Origin of the sequence: Spongiactinospora sp. TRM90649, from assembly GCF_029382225.1 — a bacterium.
GTDB lineage: Bacteria > Actinomycetota > Actinomycetes > Streptosporangiales > Streptosporangiaceae > Spongiactinospora.
The window spans coordinates 32,645-53,010 of sequence record NZ_JARLTC010000012.1; the positions used below are offsets into that span (position 1 = coordinate 32,645).

Consider the following 20,366-nt stretch of genomic DNA (forward strand, 5'->3'; position numbering starts at 1 on the left):
ATGCCCCAAGGCAGACCCACCGCCGTGCCCGAGGATGGGCTTACCACGCGGCAGCGGCGGACGCGGGCGTTGCTGATGGTGCACACCGGGCCCGGGAAGGGGAAGTCGACCGCCGCGTTCGGGATGGCGTTGCGGGCCTGGAACCAGGGGTGGCCCATCGGGGTGTTCCAGTTTGTGAAGTCCGCCAAGTGGCGGATCGGGGAGGAACGCGCGCTCACCGTGCTCGGGGCCAGTGGCGAGGGCGGGCCGGTGACCTGGCACAAGATGGGTGAGGGCTGGTCGTGGATCCGGCGGCCGGGGACCGAGGCCGACCACGCCGCCGACGCCCGTGAGGGCTGGGCCCAGATCCGCCGCGACCTGGCCGCCGAGACCTACCGCTTCTACGTCCTGGACGAGTTCACCTACCCCCTGAAGTGGGGCTGGCTGGACCTGGACGAGGTGGTCGCGACGCTCACCGCCCGCCCCGGCAACCAGCATGTCGTGATCACCGGAAGGGACGCGCCCGGCCCGCTGGTCGAGGTCGCGGATCTGGTGACGGAGATGGGCAAGGTCCGCCATCCCATGGACTCCGGCCAGAAGGGCCAGAAAGGGATCGAATGGTGATCCCCCGGATCGTCGTCGCCGCGCCCTCGTCCGGTGCCGGGAAGACGACCGTCGCCACCGGTCTGATGGCGGCGCTGCGCTCGCGCGGGATGGCGGTCTCGCCGCACAAGGTCGGCCCGGACTACATCGACCCCGGCTACCACGCGCTGGCCGCCGGTCGCCCCGGCCGGAACCTGGATCCGTGGCTGACCGGCGAGGACCAGGTCGTCCCGCTCTTCCTGCACGGGGCGGCCGGCGGCGACATCGCCGTCGTCGAGGGCGTGATGGGCCTGTTCGACGGCGTGGGCGCGTCGGACCTGGCGTCCACGGCGCACGTCGCGCGACTGCTGTCGGCCCCGGTGGTGCTGGTCGTGGACGCCTCCCGGCAGAGCGGGTCGGTGGCCGCGCTGGTCCACGGTTTCGCGACGTTCGACCCGCGCGTGCGGCTCGGCGGCGTGGTGCTCAACCGGGTCGGCTCGGATCGGCACGAGGAGCTGTGCCGGTCCGCGCTGGCGGCGGCGGGCGTCCCGGTGCTGGGTGCGCTGCGCCGCGACGAAGCGGTGTTCACGCCGTCCCGGCACCTGGGGCTGGTGCCCGCCGCCGAGCGGGAGGCCGAGGCCGTCGCCGGGGTGCGGCGGCTGGGTGCGCTGGTGGCGCGCTCGTGCGACCTCGACGCCCTCGTGGCGCTGGCCCGCTCCGCCCCCGTGCTGCCCGGCGTCCCCTGGGAACCGCCCGCCGCGCCCCCTGATCCCCACGCGGTGGTCGCCGTGGCGGGCGGGGCCGCGTTCACGTTCGGCTACGCCGAGCACGCCGAGCTGCTGCGCGCGGCGGGCGCGCGGGTCGCCGTGGTCGATCCGCTGCGCGACGAGGCGCTGCCCGAAGGGACGACGGCGCTGGTCCTCGGCGGCGGGTTCCCCGAGGCGTACGCGGACGAGCTCTCCGCCAACGAGCCGCTGCGGCGGCAGGTCGCGGCCTTCCCCGGGCCGATCGCGGCCGAGTGCGGCGGCCTGCTCTACCTGGGCGAGGAACTGGACGGCAGGCCGATGTGCGGCCGGCTGCCCGTCCGCGCCCGGATGACCGGCAGGCTCACGCTCGGCTACCGCGCCGCCGTGGCCACCGCCGACTCCGCGCTGACCAGGACCGGCGAGCGCTTCCACGGCCACGAGTTCCACCGCACGGCCGTCGAGCCCGCCCGGGACCCCGCCGCCGCCCTGTTCCGCTGGGACGGCGGCGGCGACGGGTTCGGCGGTCCGCTGCTCACCGCGTCGTACCTGCACCTGCACTGGGCGGGCGCGCCCGGGACGGCTCAGCGGCTGCTGTCGTCCTCCAGGTCGCCCTCGGTCCGCAGGTAGACCTCGCGCAGGCCATCGAGGAGATCGGAGTCGGGATGCTCCCACATGCCACGGTCGGCGGCCTCCAGCAGCCGCTCGGCGATGCCGTGCAGCGCCCACGGGTTGGACGTGGCCAGGAACTCCCGGTTCTCCGGATCCATGACGTAGACGGCGGCCAGCCGGTCGTACATCCAGTCGGCCACCACGCCGGTGGTGGCGTCGTAGCCGAACAGGTAGTCCACCGTGGCCGCCAGCTCGAACGCGCCCTTGTAGCCGTGCCGCCGCATCGCGGCCAGCCAGTTCGGGTTGACCACCCGGGCGCGGAAGATCCGCGCGGTCTCCTCCGACAGCGAGCGGGTGCGGACGGCGTCGGGGCGAGTGCTGTCGCCGACGTACGCGGCGGGGGCCCGGCCGGTGAGCGCGCGGACCGTGGCGATCATGCCGCCGTGGTACTGGAAGTAGTCGTCGGAGTCGGCGATGTCGTGCTCGCGGGTGTCCACGTTCTTGGCGGCCACGGCGATCCTGCGGTAGGCGTCCTCCATCTGCGGGCGGGCGGCGACGCCGTCCAGGTCGCGGCCGTAGGCGAAGCCGCCCCACACTGCGTAGACCTCGGCGAGGTCGGCGTCGTCGCGCCAGTTGCGGCTGTCGATCAGCGGCAGCAGCCCGGCCCCGTACGCGCCGGGCGCGGAGCCGAAGATCCGCATGGTGGCCTCGCGCTCGCCCGCGCCGGACTCCGCCGTCAGCGCCTGGACGTGGGCGCGGACGTAGTTGTCCTCGGGCGGCTCGGGCTGGGCGGCGGCCAGCCGTACGGCGTCGTCGAGCATGGCGACCACGTGCGGGAAGGCGTCGCGGAAGAAGCCGCTGATCCGCACGGTCACGTCGATCCTGGGACGGCCCAGCTCGGCGACCGGTATCGGGGCCAGGCCGGTGATCCTGCGGGACGCCTCGTCCCACTCGGGGCGCACGCCGAGCAGCGCCAGCACCTCGGCGACGTCGTCGCCCGCCGTCCGCATCGCGCTGGTGCCCCACACCGACAGCCCGACCGAGCGCGGCCACTCGCCGGTCTCGGCGCGGTACCGCGCGGCCAGCGACTCGGCCATGGCCTGGCCGGTCTCCCAGGCGAGCCTGCTGGGCACGGCGCGGGGATCGACGGAGTAGAAGTTGCGGCCCGTGGGGAGCACGTTGACCAGGCCGCGCAGCGGCGACCCGCTCGGCCCGGCGGGCACGAAGCCGCCGCCCAGGGCGTGCAGCACGTTGTCCAGTTCGTCGGTGGTGCGGGCCAGCCGGGGGACGATCTCGGTGGCGGCGAAGGCCAGCACCCGGGTGACCGCCTCGCGCCGTTCGTCGGGAACCTCCCGGACCACGGCGGGGACGGCGTCCGGCTCCCAGGCGTGTTCCTCCATGGCCGTGACCAGGGCGCGGGCGGTCGCCTCCGCCCGGTCCACCTCGCCCAGGGCGGCGGCGCCGTCCTCGGTCAGGCCCAGGGCCTCGCGCAGGCCGGGGAGGGTCTCCCGGCCCGCCCACATCTGCCTGGCCCGCAGCATCGCCAGGACCAGGTTCACCCTGGTCTCACCCTCGGGGGCCTGGCCGAGCACGTGCAGGCCGTCGCGGATCTGCGCGTCCTTGACCTCGCACAGCCAGCCGTCCACGTGCAGCAGGAAGTCGTCGAACTCGGCGTCGTGCGGCCGGTCGGCGAGCCCGAGGTCGTGGTCGAGGCGGGCGGCCTGGATGAGCGTCCAGATCTGCGCCCTGATCGCGGGGAGCTTGGCGGGGTCCATGGCGGCGATCGAGGCGTGCTCGTCGAGGAGCTGTTCCAGCCTGGCGATGTCGCCGTAGGTCTCGGCGCGGGCCATCGGCGGGACCATGTGGTCCACCAGTACGGCGTGCGCCCGCCGCTTGGCCTGGGTGCCCTCCCCCGGGTCGTTGACCAGGAAGGGATAGATCAGCGGCAGGTCGCCCACGGCCGCGTCGGTGCCGCAGGACGCCGACATCCCCGCCGACTTGCCGGGCAGCCACTCCAGGTTGCCGTGCTTGCCGACGTGCACGATCGCGTGCGCGCCGAACTCCGCCGACAGCCAGCGGTAGGCGGCCAGGTAGTGGTGGCTGGGCGGCAGGTCGGGGTCGTGGTAGATGGCGATCGGGTTCTCGCCGAAGCCGCGCGGCGGCTGCACCATCACGACCACGTTCCCGGCCCGCAGGGCGGCGAGCACGATGTCGCCCTCGTGCACGAACAACTCGCCGGGCGGCGGGCCCCAGTGGCGTTCCATCGACTCGCGCAGGTCGCCGGGCAGGGTGGCGTACCAGCTCCGGTAGTCGTCGCCGGAGATCCGCACGGGGTTGCCCGCGAGGTGCTCCTCGGTCAGCCAGTCGGGGTCCTGGCCGCCCGCCGCGATCAGGGCGTGGACCAGGGCGTCGCCGTCCTGCTCGGCCACGCCGGGGAAGCCCGCGCCGAGGTCGTGGCCCGCCTCGGCGAGCCTGGCCAGCAGTCGGACGGTGCTCGCCGGGGTGTCCAGGCCGACGGCGTTGCCGACCCGGGCGTGCTTGGTGGGGTAGGCCGACAGCATCACCACCAGGCGGCGCTCGGCGGGCGGGGTGTGGCGGAGCAGCGCGTGCCGTACGGCGATGCCCGCCACCCTGGCGGCCCGCTCGGGATCGGCGACGTAGACGGTCAGCCCGTCGGGGTCGATCTCCTTGAAGGAGAACGGCACGGTGATGATCCGGCCGTCGAACTCGGGGATGGCCACCTGGGAGGCGGCGTCCAACGGCGAGAGGCCGTCGTCGTTCGCCAGCCAGGCCTTCCTGCCGGTGGTCAGGCAGAGCCCTTGCAGGATCGGCACGTCGAGCGCGGCGAGGGCGCCCACGTCCCACGCCTCGTCGTCGCCGCCCGCGCCCGCCGAGGCCGGGCGGGTGCCGCCCGCCGCGAGCACGGTGACCACCAGCGCGTCGGCCCGCCGCAGCGTGTCGAGCAGCGCGGGCTCGGCGGTGCGCAGCGAGGAGCAGTACAGGGGCATGGCCTGGCCGCCCGCGTCCTCGACGGCCCGGCACAGCGTCTCGACGAAGGCGTTGTTGCCCGCCATGTGGTGCGCGCGGTAGTAGAGCACGCCGACGACGGGACCGGTGGTGGTCACCGGGGTTCGCTCCAGCGGGCCCCAGGCGGGCGTGGCCACGGGCGGCGCGAAGCCCCTGCCGGTCATCAGTACGGTGTCGGACAGGAAGGCGTGCAGCTCGGCGAGGTTGGCCGGGCCGCCGTGGGCGAGGTAGGCGTGCGCCTGCGCGCACACGCCGCCGCTGACGGTGGCCAGCTCCATCAGCTCTGCGTCGGGGGCCTGCTCGCCGCCGAGCACCACGACGGGGCGGGGGCCGGCGAGCAGGTCGCGCAGGCCGTCCTCCCAGGCGCGGGCCCCGCCGAGCAGGCGGACGACGATCAGGTCGGCCCCGGTGAGCAGGTCGGGCAGGTCGGCGGGCAGCAGCCGGGCGGGGTTGCCCAGCCGGTAGGCGGCTCCGCTCGCGCGGGCGCTCAGCAGGTCGGTGTCGGAGGTGGAGAGCAGCAGGATGGTACGGCCATCGCCAGGCACGCGGGTGTCCTCCCTCGGGGTCCTCGCCCCGGTCGCGGGTGTCGCGACGGCAGGAGTCTCCTGGCTCCCGGATCGACGCTCCCCCCGGCCTTCCCGCCCCCGGGTGGGGGCAGTGGCCTGCGGTGGGGTTCGCTCCCCGGTCACAGTGGCGGGACCGCGCCGGATTCACACCGGCTTCCTCCCTGCGCCATCGCCTACGCAGGAGCCTACGACAGCGACACCCTCATCAGAAAGGGACGGCCATGTCCATACCTGGATCACTGACCGGATCACTAATTGGGTCGCGCTCGCGGCCGGACGCCTGTCCGGGCGCACTCCAGGTGCACGAGGCCGCCGACGGGCCGCTGGCCAGGGTCCGGCTGCCGGGCGGGGTGATCTCCGCCGACCGGCTCCGCGAGCTGGCGGCGTGCGCCTCGGAGCTGGGGTCGGGGGTGATCGAGCTGACCTCGCGGGCGAACGTCCAGGTGCGGGGGCTGCGGTCGCCGGTGGGGTTCGCGGCGCGGATGGCGGCGGCGGGGCTGCTGCCGTCGGCCTCGCACGAGCGGGTGCGCAACATTGTTGCCTCACCGCTCGCCGGACGCGGGCCCGCAGGGATCATCGACCCGGATCCGGTGGTCGCGGCCCTCGACGCGGGCCTGTGCGCCCGTCCCCGGCTGGCGTCCCTGCCGGGCCGCTTCCTGTTCGCGGTGGACGACGGCACCGGCGACGTGGCGGCCCTGGACGCCGACCTCACCTTCGCCGGAGGCGACCGCCTCCTGATCGGCGGCCTCGACCTCGCCCTGCCCGCCACCCCAACCACGGCGGCGGCCCACCTCCTCGCCGCCGCCGAAGCCTTCCTCGACGAACGCGGCGACACCCCCGCCTGGCACATCACCGACCTCCCGAACGGCCCCTCCGACCTCCACCACCGCCTCACCCGCCACGCCGTCCACGGCACAGGCGAAAGGGAGGCCGACGCCTCCGCCCCCACTGGACGCGGGGTGGAGGGCGGGGGGAAGCCTTGGGCGGGTGCGGTGCCGGGGGTGGTGAGGTTGCGGGATGAGCGGCTGGCGGTGGTGGTGGGGGTGCCGTTGGGGAGGTTGTCGGCGGATCAGGGGCGGGTGCTGGCGGGGTTGAGTCCGGTGGTTCGGGTCACGCCGTGGCGGACGGTGGTGCTGGCGGATCTGGCGGAGGCGGGGCCGGTCACCGGGGTGCTGGCGGCGGCCGGGCTGGTGACGGATCCGGAGTCGCCTTGGGTGGGGGTGAGCGCGTGCACGGGACGGCCCGGGTGTGCGCGGGCGCTGGCCGATGTGCGGGCGGACGCGGCGCGGTGGGTCGCGGGCCGTACGGCGAGGGCCGAGGACCCGGTCCACTGGGCCGGATGCGAGCGGCGCTGCGGGCTGCCGCGCGGCCGGGTCATCGAGATGGTGGCGAACGGCATCGGATACGACGAGAGGCGAAAGTGATCGACTACATCCGCGACGGAGCCGAGATCTACCGGCGCTCCTTCGCCACCATCCGCGCCGAGACCGACCTGGCCGGCCTCCCGCCGGACGTGGCCCGCGTCGCGGTGCGCATGATCCACGCCTGCGGCATGACCGACCTGGTCGCCGACCTCGGCTGGTCCCCCGGCGTGGTCGCCCGCGCCCGAGCCGCGCTGCACGACGGCGCCCCCGTGCTCTGCGACGCCATGATGGTCGCCTCCGGCGTGACCCGGAACAGGCTGCCCGCCGGAAACGAGGTGCTGTGCACGCTCGGCGCCCCAGGCGTCCCCGAGCTGGCCGCGCGCCTGGGCACCACCCGCAGCGCCGCCGCGCTCGAACGGTGGCGCGACCGCCTGGACGGCGCGGTGGTGGCGATCGGCAACGCCCCAACCGCATTGTTCCGGCTCCTGGAGATGGTCGCGGAGGAGGGTACACCCCGGCCCGCCGCCGTGCTCGGGCTGCCGGTGGGGTTCATCGGCGCGGCCGAGTCCAAGCGGGCACTGGCCGCGAGCGGCCTCGACCACCTGGTGGTGCACGGCCGCCGGGGCGGCAGTGCGATGGCGGCGGCGGCGGTCAACGCGGTCGCGAGTGAGGCGGAGTGAGCACGATGACGACGACGAAAACGGGCCGGCTGTACGGCGTGGGGCTGGGGCCCGGCGATCCGGAGCTGGTCACGGTGAAGGCGGCCCGGCTGATCGGCGCGGCCGACGTGGTCGTCTACCACGCCGCCAGGCACGGCCGCAGCATCGCGCGGTCCATAGCCGCGCCCTACCTCCGGGAGGGCCAGGTCGAGGAACTGCTGGTCTACCCGCTGACCACCGAGACCGCCGACCACCCGGGCGGATACCAGGGCGCGATCGACGACTTCTACGCCTCGTGCGCCGCCCGCCTGGCCGCGCACCTGGACGTGGGCCGGACCGTAGCAGTGCTCGGCGAGGGCGACCCGCTCTTCTACGGTTCCTACATGCACCTGCACAAACGGCTCGCCCACCGCTACCCGACCGAGGTCGTCCCCGGCGTCACGTCGATCAGCGCCGCGTCGGCCGCGCTCGGCCGTCCGCTGGTGGAGCGGGACGAGACGCTGACCGTGCTGCCCGGCACGCTGCCCGCCAAGGAGCTGGCGGAGGCGCTGCGCGGCGCGGACTCGGCGGCGGTGCTCAAGCTGGGCCGTACGTTCGGCAAGGTCCGCGACGCGCTCGCCGAGGCCGGACGGCTGGACGACGCCTGGTACGTCGAGCGCGCCACCATGGACGGCCAGCGCGTCGCCCCCCTCTCCGAGGTGGACCCCGACGGCGTTCCGTACTTCTCCATGGCCGTCCTGCCCAGCCCGTCCGCGAGCGAGTTCGCCACCGCAACACCGGAACGCCAGAGTGACACCCGCCCGGAAGGCCGGGTCACCGTGGTCGGCCTCGGCCCCGCCGGACGCCCCTGGCTCACCCCGGAGGCCCAGGAGGCGCTGGGCGCGGCGACCGACATCGTCGGCTACGGCCCCTATGTGGACCGGGTGCCCCCCAACCCGCGCCAGCGGCGGCACACCAGCGGCAACCGGGTGGAGGCCGAGCGGGCCGCGGCGGCCCTGGAACTGGCCCGCGCGGGCGCCCGCGTGGCCGTCGTCTCCTCCGGCGATCCGGGGGTGTTCGCGATGGCCGCGGCGGTGCTGGAGGCGGCCGACGACTACCCGGACGTCCCGGTGCGGGTCGTGCCGGGGGTGACGGCCGCGCTGGCCGTCGCGAGCCGGGCGGGCGCCCCGCTGGGGCACGACCACTGCGTGCTCTCGCTGTCCGACCGGCTCAAGCCGTGGGAGGTGGTGGCGGCGCGGATCTCCGCCGCCGCCGCGGCGGACCTGGTGCTGGCCCTGTACAACCCGGCTTCGCGCACCCGTACCTGGCAGGTGGCCGCCGCCCGTGACCTGCTGCTCGAACACCGCGACCCGGACACGCCCGTGGTCGTCGGCCGCGACGTGGGCGGGCCGGAGGAGAGCGTCACCGTCACCACGCTCGCCGCGCTGGACCCGTCCGTGGTGGACATGCGCTGCCTGCTGATCATCGGGTCCTCGACGACCCGCGTGACCGCCGCGGGAGCCGTCTATACGCCTCGCCGCTACCGAAATCGTCCGTAGTGCTCCGGCCTTCAAGCCGGGGATGAAACGGACCGTCCCCGCAGAGCAGGGCAGGGAAACCGGATCGCCGCCCGGGCGATCCGGTGCCCGCCCGGCTCGGACCGGGCGGGCACGATGCTCGATGTAGCGGCGCGGGACGCCGATCGGTGCACCGCCGGCGCTCCCGGCGAAGCACGATGCCCGCCGGTTTCCCGATGTCCCCGCACCCGGCCGTGGACCGGTGGCAGGATCGAGGGTGTGCGGCTCCGGTACAACGTCCGTCTCTACCCGACGCCGGGTCGGTGCCAAGCACTGGCCAGGGCGTTCGGGTGCGCGCGGACGGTGTTCAACGATGGGCTGCGCGCCCGGCGGGACGCCCGCGAGAAGGGGCTGCCGTACATCTCGGATGGCGAGCTGTCCAAGCAGGTCATCACCCGCGCGAAGGGGACGCCGGAACGCTCCTGGCTGAGCGAGGTCTCCGCCGTGGTCCTGCAACAGGCCCTGGCCGACCTGAACACCGCCTACCGCAACTTCTTCGCCTCGCTGTCAGGCAAGCGGAAGGGGCCGAAGGTCGCTCCGCCCCGCTTCCGGTCACGCAAGGACAACCGGCAGGCCATCCGGTTCACCAGGAACGCCCGCTTCGCCATCACCACGGGCGGGAAACTGCGCCTGCCGAAGATCGGCGACGTTCCGGTCCGCTGGTCCCGGGACCTGCCCGCCGAACCATCCTCGGTGACGGTCGTCAAGGACGCGGCCGGGCGGTACTTCGCCTCGTTCGTGGTCGAAACGGCGAGCGAGCCGCTACCCGAGACGGCGACCGAGGTCGGGATCGATCTCGGGCTGACCCACTTCGCGGTCCTGTCGGACGGCCGGAAGATCGACAACCCCCGGTTCCTGCGCCGTGCCGAACGCCGGTTGAAGAAGGCACAGCAGACGCTCAGCCGGAAGGTGAAGGGGTCGGCGAACAGGAGGAAGGCCGTCGTCAAGGTCGCCCGCGCGCACGCGACGGTGACCGACGCGCGCCGGGACTTCGCGCACAAGCTCTCCACGAGGATCATCCGCGACAACCAAGCGGTGTACGTGGAGGACCTGTCGGTGAAGGGCCTGGCCCGCACGAACCTCACCAAATCCGTGCACGACGCCGGCTGGTCACAATTCCTGGCCATGCTGGAGTACAAGGCCACCCGGTACGGCCGGACCTTCGCACGGATCGACCGGTGGTTCCCCTCCTCCAAGACGTGTTCGCGGTGCGGGACGGTCACCGGCTCCATGCCGCTGAACGTCCGGTCGTGGGAGTGCCCGTGCGGGGCGGTCCACGACCGGGACGTCAACGCCGCGATCAACATCCTCGCCGCCGGACGGGCGGAGAGGTCAAACGCCTGCGGAGGGACCATAAGACCCGCCGCGTAGCGGAGGGCAGGACCCGGTGAAACAGGAAGCCACAGAGGTGCCGCATGCGCGGTACGGGCTGAATCCCCGGTCTTCAGACCGGGGAGCGCGTCAACCGTGAGCCCAGGCCGCCGCCGTCGCCACGCTGTCCGTCAGCCGGACGCCGGGGGGCGGCGGCGGGCGGTCCACCATGATCACCGGTAGCCCCAGTTCGCGGGCGGCGGTCAGCTTGGCGGTGGTCATCTCGCCGCCGCTGTCCTTGGTGACCAGCACGTCCACCCGGTGCTCGCGCATCAGGGCGCGCTCCCCCTCGACCGTGTACGGCCCGCGCCCGATCAGCACCCGTACGTTCGCGGGCACCGGCGGGTCGGGCGGATCGACGGACCTGGCCAGCAACCACACCCCCGGCAACCCGGCGAAGACCGGCAGGCTCCGGCGTCCGGTGGTGAGGAAGACCCGCGCCGGGGCGGTCAGCAGGCCGGCCGCCGACTCCAGCGAGGACGTCCGCCGCCAGTCGTCGCCGGGACCCTCGCGCCAGCCGGGCCGCCGCAGCGCGAGCAGCGGCACGCCCGTGGCCGCCGACGCCTCGGCCGCCGACGCGCTCATCCGGCGGGCGAACGGGTGCGTGGCGTCCACGAGGGCGCCGATCGCGTGCTCGCGCAGCCAGGCGGCCAGGCCGGCGGGCCCGCCGAAGCCGCCTTCGCGGACCTCACCGACCGGCAGGCGCGGGCGGCTCACCCGCCCGGCCAGTGATGACACCACGTGCACGCCGCCGTCTTCGACCAGGGCCGCGGCCAGCGCGCGGGCCTCGGCGGTGCCGCCGAGGATCAGGACACGTCGCACGAGCGGGCCCGGCCCGGGCTGTAGAGGTGGCTGTCGGGGAACCCGGCTGCGGTGAGCACCCGGCCGACGACGATCACGGCGGTGCGGCGGACGCCCGCCGTCCGGACCTGGTCCGCGATGTCGTCCAGGGTGCCGCGCAGGATCAGCTCGTCGGCGCGGCTGGCCCGCGCCACCACGGCCACGGGGCAGTCGGGACCGTAGCGGGGCAGCAGTTCGGCGACGACCTCGTCGATCCGCTGCACGGCCAGGTGCAGCACCAGGGTGGCCCCGCTCGCGCCCAGCGTGGTCAGGTCCTCGCCGGGCGGCATCGGCGTGGCGCGGGCGGAGGTGCGGGTGAGCACGATCGTCTGCCCGACGCCGGGCACGGTCAGCTCGCGCCGCAGCGCCGCCGCGGCGGCGGCGAAAGCCGGAACCCCGGGCACCACCTCGTACGGCACGCCGAGCGCGTCCAGCCTGCGCATCTGCTCGGCCACCGCGCTGAACACGGACGGGTCGCCCGAGTGCAGCCGCGCCACGTCGTGCCCCTGCCGGTGGGCGTCGGCCAGCTCCGCCACGATCTCGTCGAGGTTCATGTTCGCGGTGTCCACCAGCCGGGCCCCGGCCGGGCAGGACTCCAGCAGCTCGCGCGGCACCAGCGAGCCCGCGTAGAGGCAGACCGGCGCGGCGGAGAGCACCCGCAGCCCGCGCACCGTGATCAGGTCGGCGGCCCCGGGCCCCGCACCGATGAAGTGGACGGTCATGCCCTCTCCTTCCTGATCGACCAGACGGTCACCGGCATCGCGGGCCGCCACCCGGTGAACCCGCCGACCGGCGAGGCGCGCTGCACGGCCAGCCGGACCAGATCGCCGCCGAGCCGGGCGTACCAGTGGGCCACGACGGCCTCGGTCTCCAGGGTGACCGCGTTGACCACCAGCCTGCCGCCGGACGGCAGCACCTCCCAGCACCGTTCCAGCACGCCGGGGACGGTGGCCCCGCCGCCGACGAACACCGCGCCCGGCGACGGCAGGCCGGACAGCGCCGCCGGGGCCGCCCCCTCGACCACCGTCAGCGCGGGCACGCCCAGCGCGTCGGCGTTGCGGCGGATGGCGGCGGCGCGCCCGGCCCTGCTCTCGACGGCCACGGCGGCGCACGCGGGATGGGCCCGCATCCACTCGACGGCCACGCTGCCCGCGCCCGCGCCCACGTCCCAGAGCAGTTCGCCGGGCAGCGGCGCGAGCGCGGCCAGGGTGAAGGCCCGGATCTCCCGCTTGGTGAGCTGGCCGTCGTGCTCGAACGCCGAGTCGGGCAGGCCGGGGACGCGGGCCAGCGGTTCGGCGTCCGGGCCGGGCACGCACTCCACTGCGGTCACGTGCAGCGCGGAGGGCGGCTCGGCCGTCCAGGCTCCGGCGGTGCCGAGCAGCGCGGACTCGGCGGCCGAACCCAGGTCGGACAGCACGGTCATCGGGCTGGGGCCGTAGCCGCGCCCGGCGAGCACCCCGGCCACGGCGGACGGCGAGCCGCCCAGCACCAGCAGGCGGCGGCCGGGCAGCACGGCGGCGTTCAGCGCGGCGATCGGACGGCCGACCAGGCTGAGCACGTCCACCTGCTCGACCGGCCAGCCGAGCCGGGCGCAGGCCAGCGACACCGAGGAGACATGCGGCAGCACGCGGACGCGTCCGGGGCCGAGCAGCCGCACCAGGGTGGCGCCGATGCCGTGGAACATCGGGTCGCCGCTGGCCAGCACGCACAGCGCGCGATCCGCGTGGGCCTCGATCAGCCCGGGGAGCGCGGGCAGCAGCGGCGAGGGGAGCGGCACCCGCTCGGCGGCCGAAGGCGGCACCAGGCCGAGCTGCCTGCCGCTGCCGACCAGCACCTCGGCGGCCTCCAGCGCCCGGCGGGACACGGCGGGGAGGCCGTCCCAGCCGTCCGCGCCCAGCCCGATAACGGTGACCGTTTTGCGGTGATTCACGAGCCTCCCTGAGTCTGTCGGGAAGCATCGTATAGCGGCGGTACTGGCAGACTTTTCCGGGTGAAGCGGCTACTCATCATCGGCATCGGCGCGGGCGACCCGGACCACCTCACCTTCCAGGGGGCCAAGGCGATCGCCTCCGCCGACGTGTTCTTCGTGCTGGACAAGGGCGCGGCCAAGGACGACCTGGTCCGGCTGCGGCGGGAGCTGATCGAGGCGCACGGGCGCGAGCCGTACCGGGTGGTCGCGGCGGCCGACCCCGAACGCGACCGGACCGCCGCCGCCTACGCCGAGGCCGTCGAGGACTGGCGCTCGCGCCGCGCGGGGGTGTACGAGGCGCTGATCCGCGACGAGCTGGCCGACGGCCAGACCGGGGCGTTCCTGGTGTGGGGCGACCCCGGCGTCTACGACAGCACGCTGGCCGTGGTGGAGGAGGTCCTGGAACGCGGCGCGGTCGCCTTCGAGTACTCCGTCGTCCCCGGCATCAGCAGCGTGTCGGCGCTGACCGCCGCCCACCGCACCGGCCTGACGCGGGTCGCCCGGCCGCTGCACCTGACCACCGGCCGCCGCCTCGCCGACGAAGGCCCGACCGCCGACGACATGCTGGTCATGCTGGACGCCCAGTGCGCCTTCGCCGGGCTGGACGACTTCCACATCCACTGGGGCGCCTACGTCGGCACGCCCGACGAGATCCTGATCTCGGGCCCGGTGGCCGAGGTGGGCGAGCGCATCCGGGAGACCCGCGCGAAGGCCCGCGCGGAGAAGGGCTGGATCATGGACACCTACCTGCTGCGCCGTCTCCCGCCCGGCTGATGGACGAGGCGGTCCGGGCACGCCCGGCGCGGCCCGACGAGGCCGGGGCGCTGAACGCGCTCGCGCTGCGCTCCAAGGCGCACTGGGGCTACGACGCGGCGGTCCTGGCCGCCGCCGCCGACGCGCTGCGACTGACGCCGGACCAGGTGACCGCGCACCGGGCCGTCGTCGCCGAGACGGACGGCCGCGTACTCGGCTTCGCCACGCTCGCGGGCGAGCCCCCGGACGGTGAGCTGGGGCTGCTGTTCGTCGAACCCGGCGCCATCGGGCGGGGCGTGGGCCGGTTCCTCTACTGTCACGTCCTCGGCGAGGCCGGGCGGATCGGGTTCACCCGGGTGACCGTCCAGGCCGACCCGCACGCCGAGGGCTTCTACCTGGCGATGGGCGCCGAGCGCACCGGGATCTGGCAGGGCATGCCGATGCTGACGGCCTGTCCCCCGCCGCCCGAACCGTCGTGGGTGGCGGCGTGGACGGGCGGGCGCCCCGCCGTGCACGTCGGCAACGCCGGTGAGTTCAACGCCGAGTTCGGCGGCCTGCGCGCCGGTCCCGACCACTACTCCTGCCTGGCGGTGTTCGCCGGGCCGCATCCGGCGGCGGTGGTGCTGCCCGAGCCGGTGCACGACTGGTGGATACCGGGTCTTTCGGACGCGCTGGGGTGGGGCGAGGTGGCGGTGCACGGCGGGGTCGCGCCCGGCGGCGGGGTGTCGGCCGCCCTGGCCGGACGGCCCGCGCTGCTGGCCGTCCTGACCTCGGGCGGGGCCGCCGTCCTGTCCTGGGGACGCACCACCGCCTTGGCGCGGATCGTGCCCACCCCCGCCGGGGTGCTCGGCTCGGTCGGCCGGTTCGAGTCCAAACGGCGGGCGCACGCGCTGTTCGGCGAGCTGGCCCCCGGCCATCCGGGGATCGCGGTGCCCGCGCAGCGGCCCGCCGGGTCGCGCCGGGCGCTGCTGCGGGAGCTTCGGGCGGGCGTGCCGCTGGTCCTGAAGCGCGAGTACGGCGTCGGCGGCTCCGGCGTGCTCGTCACCGGCGAGGACACCTGGGGGATCAGGGCCCTGGCCAGGCGGTGGGGCCGCGCGGGGGTCGTGGTCGAGGAGTACGTGCCGGGCTCGGGGCCGTACAAGGACCCGACCTTCGACGGCGTGATCGGCGCGGATGGCGCGGTCCACCCGGTGGGCACGGGTGCGATGCGCGTCGCGGACACCAGCTATCAGGGGGTGACCGTCGGCCCCGGCGCGCTGCCGGACGCCCTCGCCGAAACGGCCGAGCGGTTCGGCACGGCGGTGGGGCGGGCGCTCGCCGCCGACGGATACCGGGGCTGGTACGACGTGGACTTCGTGGCGGACCCCGCGGGGACGCTCGCGCCCACCGAGATCAACCTGCGGCTGACCGGTCCCGCCGCCGCGTTCACCATCGCGGCCCGGCTGGACCGCCTGCGCGGCGGCCGGCACCTGGTGCGCACGCTGGACCGGATCCCGCTGGGCGCGCGGCTGCCGTCCGCCGCGCTGCGCGACCACGTCGCCGCGACCGGGCGGGAGTGCGCAGACCTGGGCGCCCTGCTGCTGGTCACCTGCCCCACGGCGGCGTTCGAGCCCGCGCCGTACCTGGGCGTGGCGCTCGCGGCGCGCACGGCGGCGGCGCTGGACGCGGCCGAGGCCGCGGTCCGCCGCGCCGCCGACGCGCTCGGCACGATGTTCGAGGGGCTCAGCGCCGCCGCCGTACGGGCCCGGTGGCCAGGTGCGCGAAGACGATCACCGCGGCGATCATGAGCGTCACGTTGAAGCCGTAGACCAGCGCGGCCTGCAGCGGCCAGTCGGTCTTGGCGGCGAGGCGGTAGAAGTTGTCCTGCGGCCACCACGCGGCCAGCAGCCAGAAGATCGACAGGTGCGTCAGGGTGGTCAGCCACCCCGGACGCCGCTGCCTGGCCAGCCACGCCCGCCCGAACAGCAGGAACGCGAAACCGAGCCCGAAGGAGGCCCACTCGGCGACGTAGAGCCCGAAGAACAACTGGGCCCACGGCTGGGGAACGGCGGACAGGTCGGTGGAATAGGGCCAGAACACGTCAGTGAGCAGGTAGGCGGCCACCGCCGCCACGGGCGCGGTGAACAGGATCGCGCCCCCGGCGCGGGGCGGCTCGAAATCACCGCCCTTCGGGCTGCGCGACACCTTGCGGTCCTGCACGGGCAGCGGGAGGCCCTCGTAGTCGATCTCGCCGTCGGGTGTGCGGGGCAGCGACGGGAGGATCACCACCGTCTGCGGCACCCGCGCGGCGGGCAGCCGCTGGGCCAGGTATCGCCGCAGTTCCTGCCCCGTCGCCCGCCCGGTGGCGTAGGCGACCACCGCCGTATTCCACACCGAGAGCTCGACCCTGGTGACCGCGCATCCGGTCACCTTCGGGTGCGCGCTCAGTTCCCGTTCGACGTCCGAATGATCCTTGGGATCTTTTGACAGCGCACTGGACATCGGCAAACCCCCACTCGTTGGACGATCAGCCTGAACGGAGCGTAACGTCGCCGTCATGGTGACGTCGCGGGAACAGGTCATCAAGGGCACGCGGGGCGCGATCACCGTACGGGAGTGGGCCGGTCCGAGGGCGGGCGGGTGCTCATCGAGGACTTCGAGGACGTCGTCGCCGACGTCCGTGCGGTGGAAGACCTGGCGAGGGCCGCCCGCCCCGGCGTCCCCGTGGTGGTCATCGGCCACTCGATGGGCGGGACGGCCCGCTACGCCCAGCGCCACGGCGGGGACCTGGCCGCGCTGGTGCTCTCCGGCCCGGTGATCGGCCGATGGCAGGTGATCGAGGACCTGCTGCCACTGCCCGATCCGCCCGACGAGCCGATCGACCCCGGCCACGCTCTCCCGCGACCTAGGGCTCCGAGGGGGTGGTGACGACGCCCTTCTCCAGGATGCGCAGCACGGCCTGGGCCACCCCGTGGCGGGGCAGCGCGCACGACTCCGCCGCCTCCCAGCCGGTGTAGGCCAGCGACCAGATCACGTGCTGGAGCCACTCCGGCGAGACCGTGTCGTCGAACACCCCCCGCTCCTGACCGGCGCGGATCAGGTCGATCACGCTGGGCAGGGTGAGGTCGGGCCGCCAGTCGGCCTCCTCCATGACCTGCAGCATCCGCGTGTCGCCGAACAGGAAGGCGATCCGGTCGCCAACCTCGACGAACCCGTTGATCAGCCGCCGGACGCTCTCCAGCGGAGCGGCCAGGTCGAGCGCGGCGTCTCGGTGCGCGGTCTCGACGGCCGCCAGCGAGTCGGCGGCGGCGGCCTTGATCAGCTCGTCGCGGTCGGCGAAGTAGCGGTGCAGGGTGCTGCGGCCCACCTGGGCGCGCTCGGCGATGTCGGCCAGCGTCGCGGTGCGGTCGCGAGCCAGCACGGAGGCCGCCGCCTGGAGGATGGCCCGTCGCGTGCGACTGCGGGTGCCCGACTCGGCCGGTGGACTGCTCACCTGCGGAATCCTACACCCAAGGTTGCTTTTGGGACTTTGATGTCCCAAAATGAGCGCATGAACTCCTACTCTGTGCGCGCCGAAGGCGTGCGCAAACGGTACGGCGACAGCCACGCCCTGCACGGATTCGACCTCGCCGTGCGCGAGGGGACGGTCTGCGGCCTGCTCGGCCCGAACGGCGCGGGCAAGACCACCGCCGTCCGCATCCTGGCCACCCTGCTGCGCGCGGACGGCGGGCGCGCGGAGGTCGCCGGTTTCGACGTGGTCGGGCAGCCCGCCGAGGTGCGCCGCCGGATCGGCCTCGCCGGCCAGGAACCGGCCGTGGACGAGATCCTCACCGGCCGGGAGAACCTGGTCATGTGGGGCCGCCTGCACCACCTCGGGAAGGCGGCGGCCGGCGCCAGGGCCGAGGAACTGCTCGACCGGTTCGGCCTGACAGAGGCGGCCGACAAGCGGATCAAGCACTACTCGGGTGGCATGCGCCGCCGTCTCGACCTCGCGGCCAGCTTCATCCTCGCGCCCCGGGTGCTCTTCCTGGACGAGCCGACCACGGGGCTCGACCCGCGCAACCGCAGCGAGGTGTGGCAGGCCGTCCGCACTCTGGTCGCGGCGGGCAGCACCGTGCTGCTCACCACCCAGTACCTGGACGAGGCCGACCAGCTCGCCCACCAGATCGTGGTGCTCGACCGGGGCCGGGTGGTCGCCGACGACTCCCCTGACGCGCTGAAGAAGCGGATCGGCGGCGACCAGCTCGACCTGGTCCTGCACGACCCCGCCGACCTGGAGGAGGCCGCGCGGGTGCTGGCCGCGGTGGCGGGGGCGGCGCCCGCCGTCGATCGCGACGCGCTGCGGCTCACCGCGCCGGTGTCGGACCGGATGGCGGCGCTGACCGAGACCATGCACCGGATGCGCGAGGCCGCGATCGACGTCGAGGACGTCGCGCTGCGCCGTCCGACGTTGGACGAGGTGTTCCTCAGCATCACCGGGCGAGAGGCGGCATGACCGTGATCACCGCGCCCTCCGCGCCCGCACCGGCCGTCCAGCGGCTCGGCTGGGTGCTCTCCGACGCCTGGATCATCGCCAGGAGCAACCTGATCCACCTGACCCGCAACCCCGGCTCCCTGGTTGGGACGCTGCTGTATCCGATCGTCATGGTGCTGATGTTCGGCTACGTCTTCGGCAGCGCGATGAACGTGCAGGGCGGCGGCGACTACCGGGCCTTCCTCATGCCGGGCATGTTCGCCCAGACCATGGCCGTCGGGGTGACGACCACCCTGGTGATCGTCGCCACCCAGGCGTCGTACGGGGTCACCGACCGCTTCCGCTCGATGCCGATCTCCCAGGCCGGGGTGGTGCTCGGCCGTGCCCTGGCCGACCTGGCGATCTCGGCGCTGGAACTGGCCGCGCTCATCGGCTGCGGCCTGGTCGTCGGCTGGGGCTGGCACAACGGGACGGGCGACGCCCTGGCCGGGATCGGCCTGCTCCTGCTGCTGCGGTTCTCGCTCACCTGGGTCGGCATCTACGTGGGCCTGAAGACCACCCCCGAGGCGGCGGGCGCGTCCTGGATGCTGCTGCTGCCGCTCACGATGATCGCGAACACCTTCGTCTCGCCGTCCCAGATGCCCGCCTGGCTGGGCTTCCTGGCCGAGTGGAACCCGCTCTCGGCCACCGTGACCGCCTGCCGCGCCCTCTTCGGCAACCCCGGCCTGCCCGGCGACTCCTGGGCCGCCGAACACGCCCTCGCCCTGGCCGTGGCCTGGCCCCTCCTGATCATCCTCGTCTTCCTCCCCCTCTCCGCCAGGGCCTACCGTCACCTGAACCGCTGACGACCGCGCCTCCCGGACGGCACACTGGTCGGCATGGCACGTTCGGCGGCGTTCGAGGAGTTCCTGGCGGTGGTGAACGCGCCCCTGGTGTTCACCCGTGACGCTCTCGACGAGATCCCCGGCATCGGGGTGTTCTACTCGCTGGGCGACGAGGAGCGGATCGAGGCGGAGGACATCCTCATCGCCATGCTGGCCAGGAACGACGGGCGGGTGGCGGCCTTCCTGGCCGAGGCGTACTGCGAGCGCGCCGTCCCCGCGCTCATCGAGGCGACGACCGAGGCCGCGGCGCCCGTCATGCGGGTCTTCGCGGCCAGGGCGCTGCTGGAGATGGACAGCCAGGCGGGCCGTCCCGGCATCGAGCGGATGCTGCGCGCGCACGCGGGCAGCGGCTTCGACCGGGGCTCCGCCGTCCGGCTGCTGGCCGAGTTCCCGGACCCCGACCTGGAACTCCTGCTCGACGTGGCCGCCACCGACCCGGACGACATCGCCAGGTCCGAGGCGACCCACGCCGCGCTGAGCGCCGTCGGACTGGACGACGAGGAACTGACCTCGGGCGAGGTGCTGCTGAGCGTCGGCGGACGACTGCTGTCGTCACTGCCGTCCGTGCGGAACGAGGCTCTCGCCGAGCTGCGCGCCATCCTGGCCGGCTGGGCGGACGGCAGGACCGCCGAAGACCTGGGCCTCACCTGGCACCTCGACCGCGGGAACAGGCCGCTGCACCGTTTCATCGACGCGTTCGAGAGCAGGCGGCCCGAGTTCCCCCTCGAAGGGCTGCTGGACCTGACCGGCCGGGAACGCACCCTGCTGGAGAACCTCGTGCTGCTCCGCCTGCACGCCGACCGCCGCGCCGTCCGCGCCGCGGCCCGCCTGAACGTCCACCGCGCGATCGAGCCGCTGCGCGAACTCCTCCCCTCCGCCAAGGGCCCCGCCCGCGAGGAGATCGAGACCGTCCTCGCGGCTCTCACCGGGTGATGGGAATGCCCTGGCAAACTCTCGGCGTGGCGCGATTGCGCCCGATCGGGGACGGCAACAACTCCGAACGCGTCG

General features: G+C 74.4%; 18 protein-coding genes and 1 riboswitch. Of the genes, 12 read left to right on the plus strand and 6 right to left on the minus strand.

What is annotated here, in order from left to right; genetic code table 11:
• Both cobO and P3X83_RS16440 read left to right on the plus strand, forming a co-directional pair.
• Nucleotides 1-603, plus strand: coding sequence for a cob(I)yrinic acid a,c-diamide adenosyltransferase (gene cobO / locus P3X83_RS16435; RefSeq protein WP_277305947.1), 603 nt, complete (start codon nucleotides 1-3; stop codon nucleotides 601-603).
• Nucleotides 597-1,934 (plus strand): cobyrinate a,c-diamide synthase, encoded by a 1,338-nt coding sequence (locus tag P3X83_RS16440; RefSeq protein WP_277305948.1) that lies wholly within the window; start codon nucleotides 597-599, stop codon nucleotides 1,932-1,934. Before cobO ends, P3X83_RS16440 begins: the two co-directional genes overlap by 7 nt.
• Here the strand turns inward: P3X83_RS16440 and cobN are convergent.
• Complete coding sequence (gene cobN / locus P3X83_RS16445; protein ID WP_277305949.1) at nucleotides 1,889-5,488, minus strand: cobaltochelatase subunit CobN; 3,600 nt, start codon at nucleotides 5,486-5,488, stop codon at nucleotides 1,889-1,891. The genes P3X83_RS16440 and cobN overlap by 46 nt on opposite strands.
• A 53-nt stretch (nucleotides 5,489-5,541) precedes the next feature.
• Nucleotides 5,542-5,669, minus strand: a riboswitch (cobalamin riboswitch).
• Nucleotides 5,670-5,808: 139 nt separating this feature from the next.
• Between cobN and P3X83_RS16450 the strand changes: the two genes are divergently transcribed.
• The 4 genes from P3X83_RS16450 to P3X83_RS16465 all read left to right on the plus strand — a co-directional run bounded on the left by P3X83_RS16450 (nucleotide 5,809) and on the right by P3X83_RS16465 (nucleotide 10,459).
• Entirely contained in the window at nucleotides 5,809-6,933 is a 1,125-nt protein-coding gene (locus P3X83_RS16450) for a precorrin-3B synthase (protein ID WP_277305951.1), read from the plus strand.
• Nucleotides 6,930-7,553 (plus strand): precorrin-8X methylmutase, encoded by a 624-nt coding sequence (locus P3X83_RS16455; RefSeq protein WP_277305952.1) that lies wholly within the window; start codon nucleotides 6,930-6,932, stop codon nucleotides 7,551-7,553. Before P3X83_RS16450 ends, P3X83_RS16455 begins: the two co-directional genes overlap by 4 nt.
• Before the next feature lie 5 nt (nucleotides 7,554-7,558).
• Entirely contained in the window at nucleotides 7,559-9,070 is a 1,512-nt protein-coding gene (locus P3X83_RS16460; RefSeq protein ID WP_277305953.1) for a precorrin-2 C(20)-methyltransferase, read from the plus strand.
• A gap of 237 nt (nucleotides 9,071-9,307) precedes the next feature.
• On the plus strand, nucleotides 9,308-10,459 hold the full coding sequence (locus P3X83_RS16465) for a transposase (protein ID WP_277305954.1): 1,152 nt from the start codon (nucleotides 9,308-9,310) through the stop codon (nucleotides 10,457-10,459).
• Between the two features lie 90 nt (nucleotides 10,460-10,549).
• Here the strand turns inward: P3X83_RS16465 and P3X83_RS16470 are convergent, their stop codons facing one another.
• From P3X83_RS16470 to cbiE, 3 genes are read right to left on the minus strand one after another with little or no spacing between them, the layout of a single operon-like run.
• The gene (locus tag P3X83_RS16470; protein ID WP_277305955.1) at nucleotides 10,550-11,281 is read right to left on the minus strand and encodes a cobalt-precorrin-6A reductase; all 732 of its coding nucleotides are present in this window, start codon (nucleotides 11,279-11,281) and stop codon (nucleotides 10,550-10,552) included.
• Entirely contained in the window at nucleotides 11,266-12,021 is a 756-nt protein-coding gene (gene cobM, locus P3X83_RS16475; RefSeq protein WP_277305956.1) for a precorrin-4 C(11)-methyltransferase, read from the minus strand. The genes P3X83_RS16470 and cobM overlap by 16 nt, the downstream gene beginning before the upstream one ends.
• Complete coding sequence (gene cbiE, locus P3X83_RS16480) at nucleotides 12,018-13,229, minus strand: precorrin-6y C5,15-methyltransferase (decarboxylating) subunit CbiE (RefSeq protein ID WP_277305958.1); 1,212 nt, start codon at nucleotides 13,227-13,229, stop codon at nucleotides 12,018-12,020. The genes cobM and cbiE overlap by 4 nt, the downstream gene beginning before the upstream one ends.
• A gap of 60 nt (nucleotides 13,230-13,289) precedes the next feature.
• Here cbiE and cobF point away from each other — a divergent pair, with 60 nt between their 5' ends.
• Nucleotides 13,290-14,042: a precorrin-6A synthase (deacetylating) gene (gene cobF / locus P3X83_RS16485; protein WP_277305959.1), complete on the plus strand. Its 753-nt coding sequence runs from the start codon at nucleotides 13,290-13,292 to the stop codon at nucleotides 14,040-14,042.
• Entirely contained in the window at nucleotides 14,042-15,808 is a 1,767-nt protein-coding gene (locus P3X83_RS16490) for a GNAT family N-acetyltransferase (protein ID WP_277305961.1), read from the plus strand. Before cobF ends, P3X83_RS16490 begins: the two co-directional genes overlap by 1 nt.
• Here the strand turns inward: P3X83_RS16490 and P3X83_RS16495 are convergent.
• Entirely contained in the window at nucleotides 15,744-16,502 is a 759-nt protein-coding gene (locus tag P3X83_RS16495; protein ID WP_277305962.1) for a hypothetical protein, read from the minus strand. The two genes, P3X83_RS16490 and P3X83_RS16495, sit on opposite strands and share 65 nt — an antisense overlap.
• Nucleotides 16,503-16,616: 114 nt before the next feature.
• Here P3X83_RS16495 and P3X83_RS16500 point away from each other — a divergent pair, with 114 nt between their 5' ends.
• Entirely contained in the window at nucleotides 16,617-16,928 is a 312-nt protein-coding gene (locus tag P3X83_RS16500; RefSeq protein ID WP_277305963.1) for an alpha/beta fold hydrolase, read from the plus strand.
• On the opposite strand, the gene P3X83_RS16505 is transcribed toward P3X83_RS16500, so the two are convergent.
• A complete protein-coding gene (locus P3X83_RS16505; protein WP_277305964.1) occupies nucleotides 16,906-17,493 on the minus strand; it encodes a TetR/AcrR family transcriptional regulator in 588 nt (195 codons plus the stop codon). The two genes, P3X83_RS16500 and P3X83_RS16505, sit on opposite strands and share 23 nt — an antisense overlap.
• A gap of 57 nt (nucleotides 17,494-17,550) precedes the next feature.
• Between P3X83_RS16505 and P3X83_RS16510 the strand changes: the two genes are divergently transcribed.
• Genes P3X83_RS16510 through P3X83_RS16520 form a run of 3 tightly spaced genes read left to right on the plus strand, consistent with a single transcriptional unit; the run spans nucleotide 17,551 to nucleotide 20,291 of the window.
• Nucleotides 17,551-18,495 (plus strand): ATP-binding cassette domain-containing protein, encoded by a 945-nt coding sequence (locus P3X83_RS16510; RefSeq protein ID WP_277305965.1) that lies wholly within the window; start codon nucleotides 17,551-17,553, stop codon nucleotides 18,493-18,495.
• Nucleotides 18,492-19,319, plus strand: a complete 828-nt coding sequence (locus tag P3X83_RS16515) for an ABC transporter permease (protein WP_277305966.1) — start codon at nucleotides 18,492-18,494, stop codon at nucleotides 19,317-19,319. The genes P3X83_RS16510 and P3X83_RS16515 overlap by 4 nt, the downstream gene beginning before the upstream one ends.
• Before the next feature lie 33 nt (nucleotides 19,320-19,352).
• Nucleotides 19,353-20,291 (plus strand): HEAT repeat domain-containing protein, encoded by a 939-nt coding sequence (locus P3X83_RS16520; protein WP_277305967.1) that lies wholly within the window; start codon nucleotides 19,353-19,355, stop codon nucleotides 20,289-20,291.
• The last annotated feature ends 75 nt before the right edge of the window (nucleotides 20,292-20,366 follow it).

Coding starts and splice junctions, on each gene's coding strand:
- cobO (WP_277305947.1), top strand. CDS start 1: ATGCCCCAAGGCAGACCCACCGCCGTGCCCGAGGATGGGCTTACCACG.
- P3X83_RS16510 (WP_277305965.1), top strand. CDS start 17,551: ATGAACTCCTACTCTGTGCGCGCCGAAGGCGTGCGCAAACGGTACGGC.
- cobM (WP_277305956.1), bottom strand. CDS start 12,021: ATGACCGTCCACTTCATCGGTGCGGGGCCCGGGGCCGCCGACCTGATC.
- P3X83_RS16490 (WP_277305961.1), top strand. CDS start 14,042: ATGGACGAGGCGGTCCGGGCACGCCCGGCGCGGCCCGACGAGGCCGGG.
- P3X83_RS16460 (WP_277305953.1), top strand. CDS start 7,559: ATGACGACGACGAAAACGGGCCGGCTGTACGGCGTGGGGCTGGGGCCC.
- P3X83_RS16440 (WP_277305948.1), top strand. CDS start 597: ATGGTGATCCCCCGGATCGTCGTCGCCGCGCCCTCGTCCGGTGCCGGG.
- P3X83_RS16520 (WP_277305967.1), top strand. CDS start 19,353: ATGGCACGTTCGGCGGCGTTCGAGGAGTTCCTGGCGGTGGTGAACGCG.
- P3X83_RS16515 (WP_277305966.1), top strand. CDS start 18,492: ATGACCGTGATCACCGCGCCCTCCGCGCCCGCACCGGCCGTCCAGCGG.
- P3X83_RS16495 (WP_277305962.1), bottom strand. CDS start 16,502: ATGTCCAGTGCGCTGTCAAAAGATCCCAAGGATCATTCGGACGTCGAA.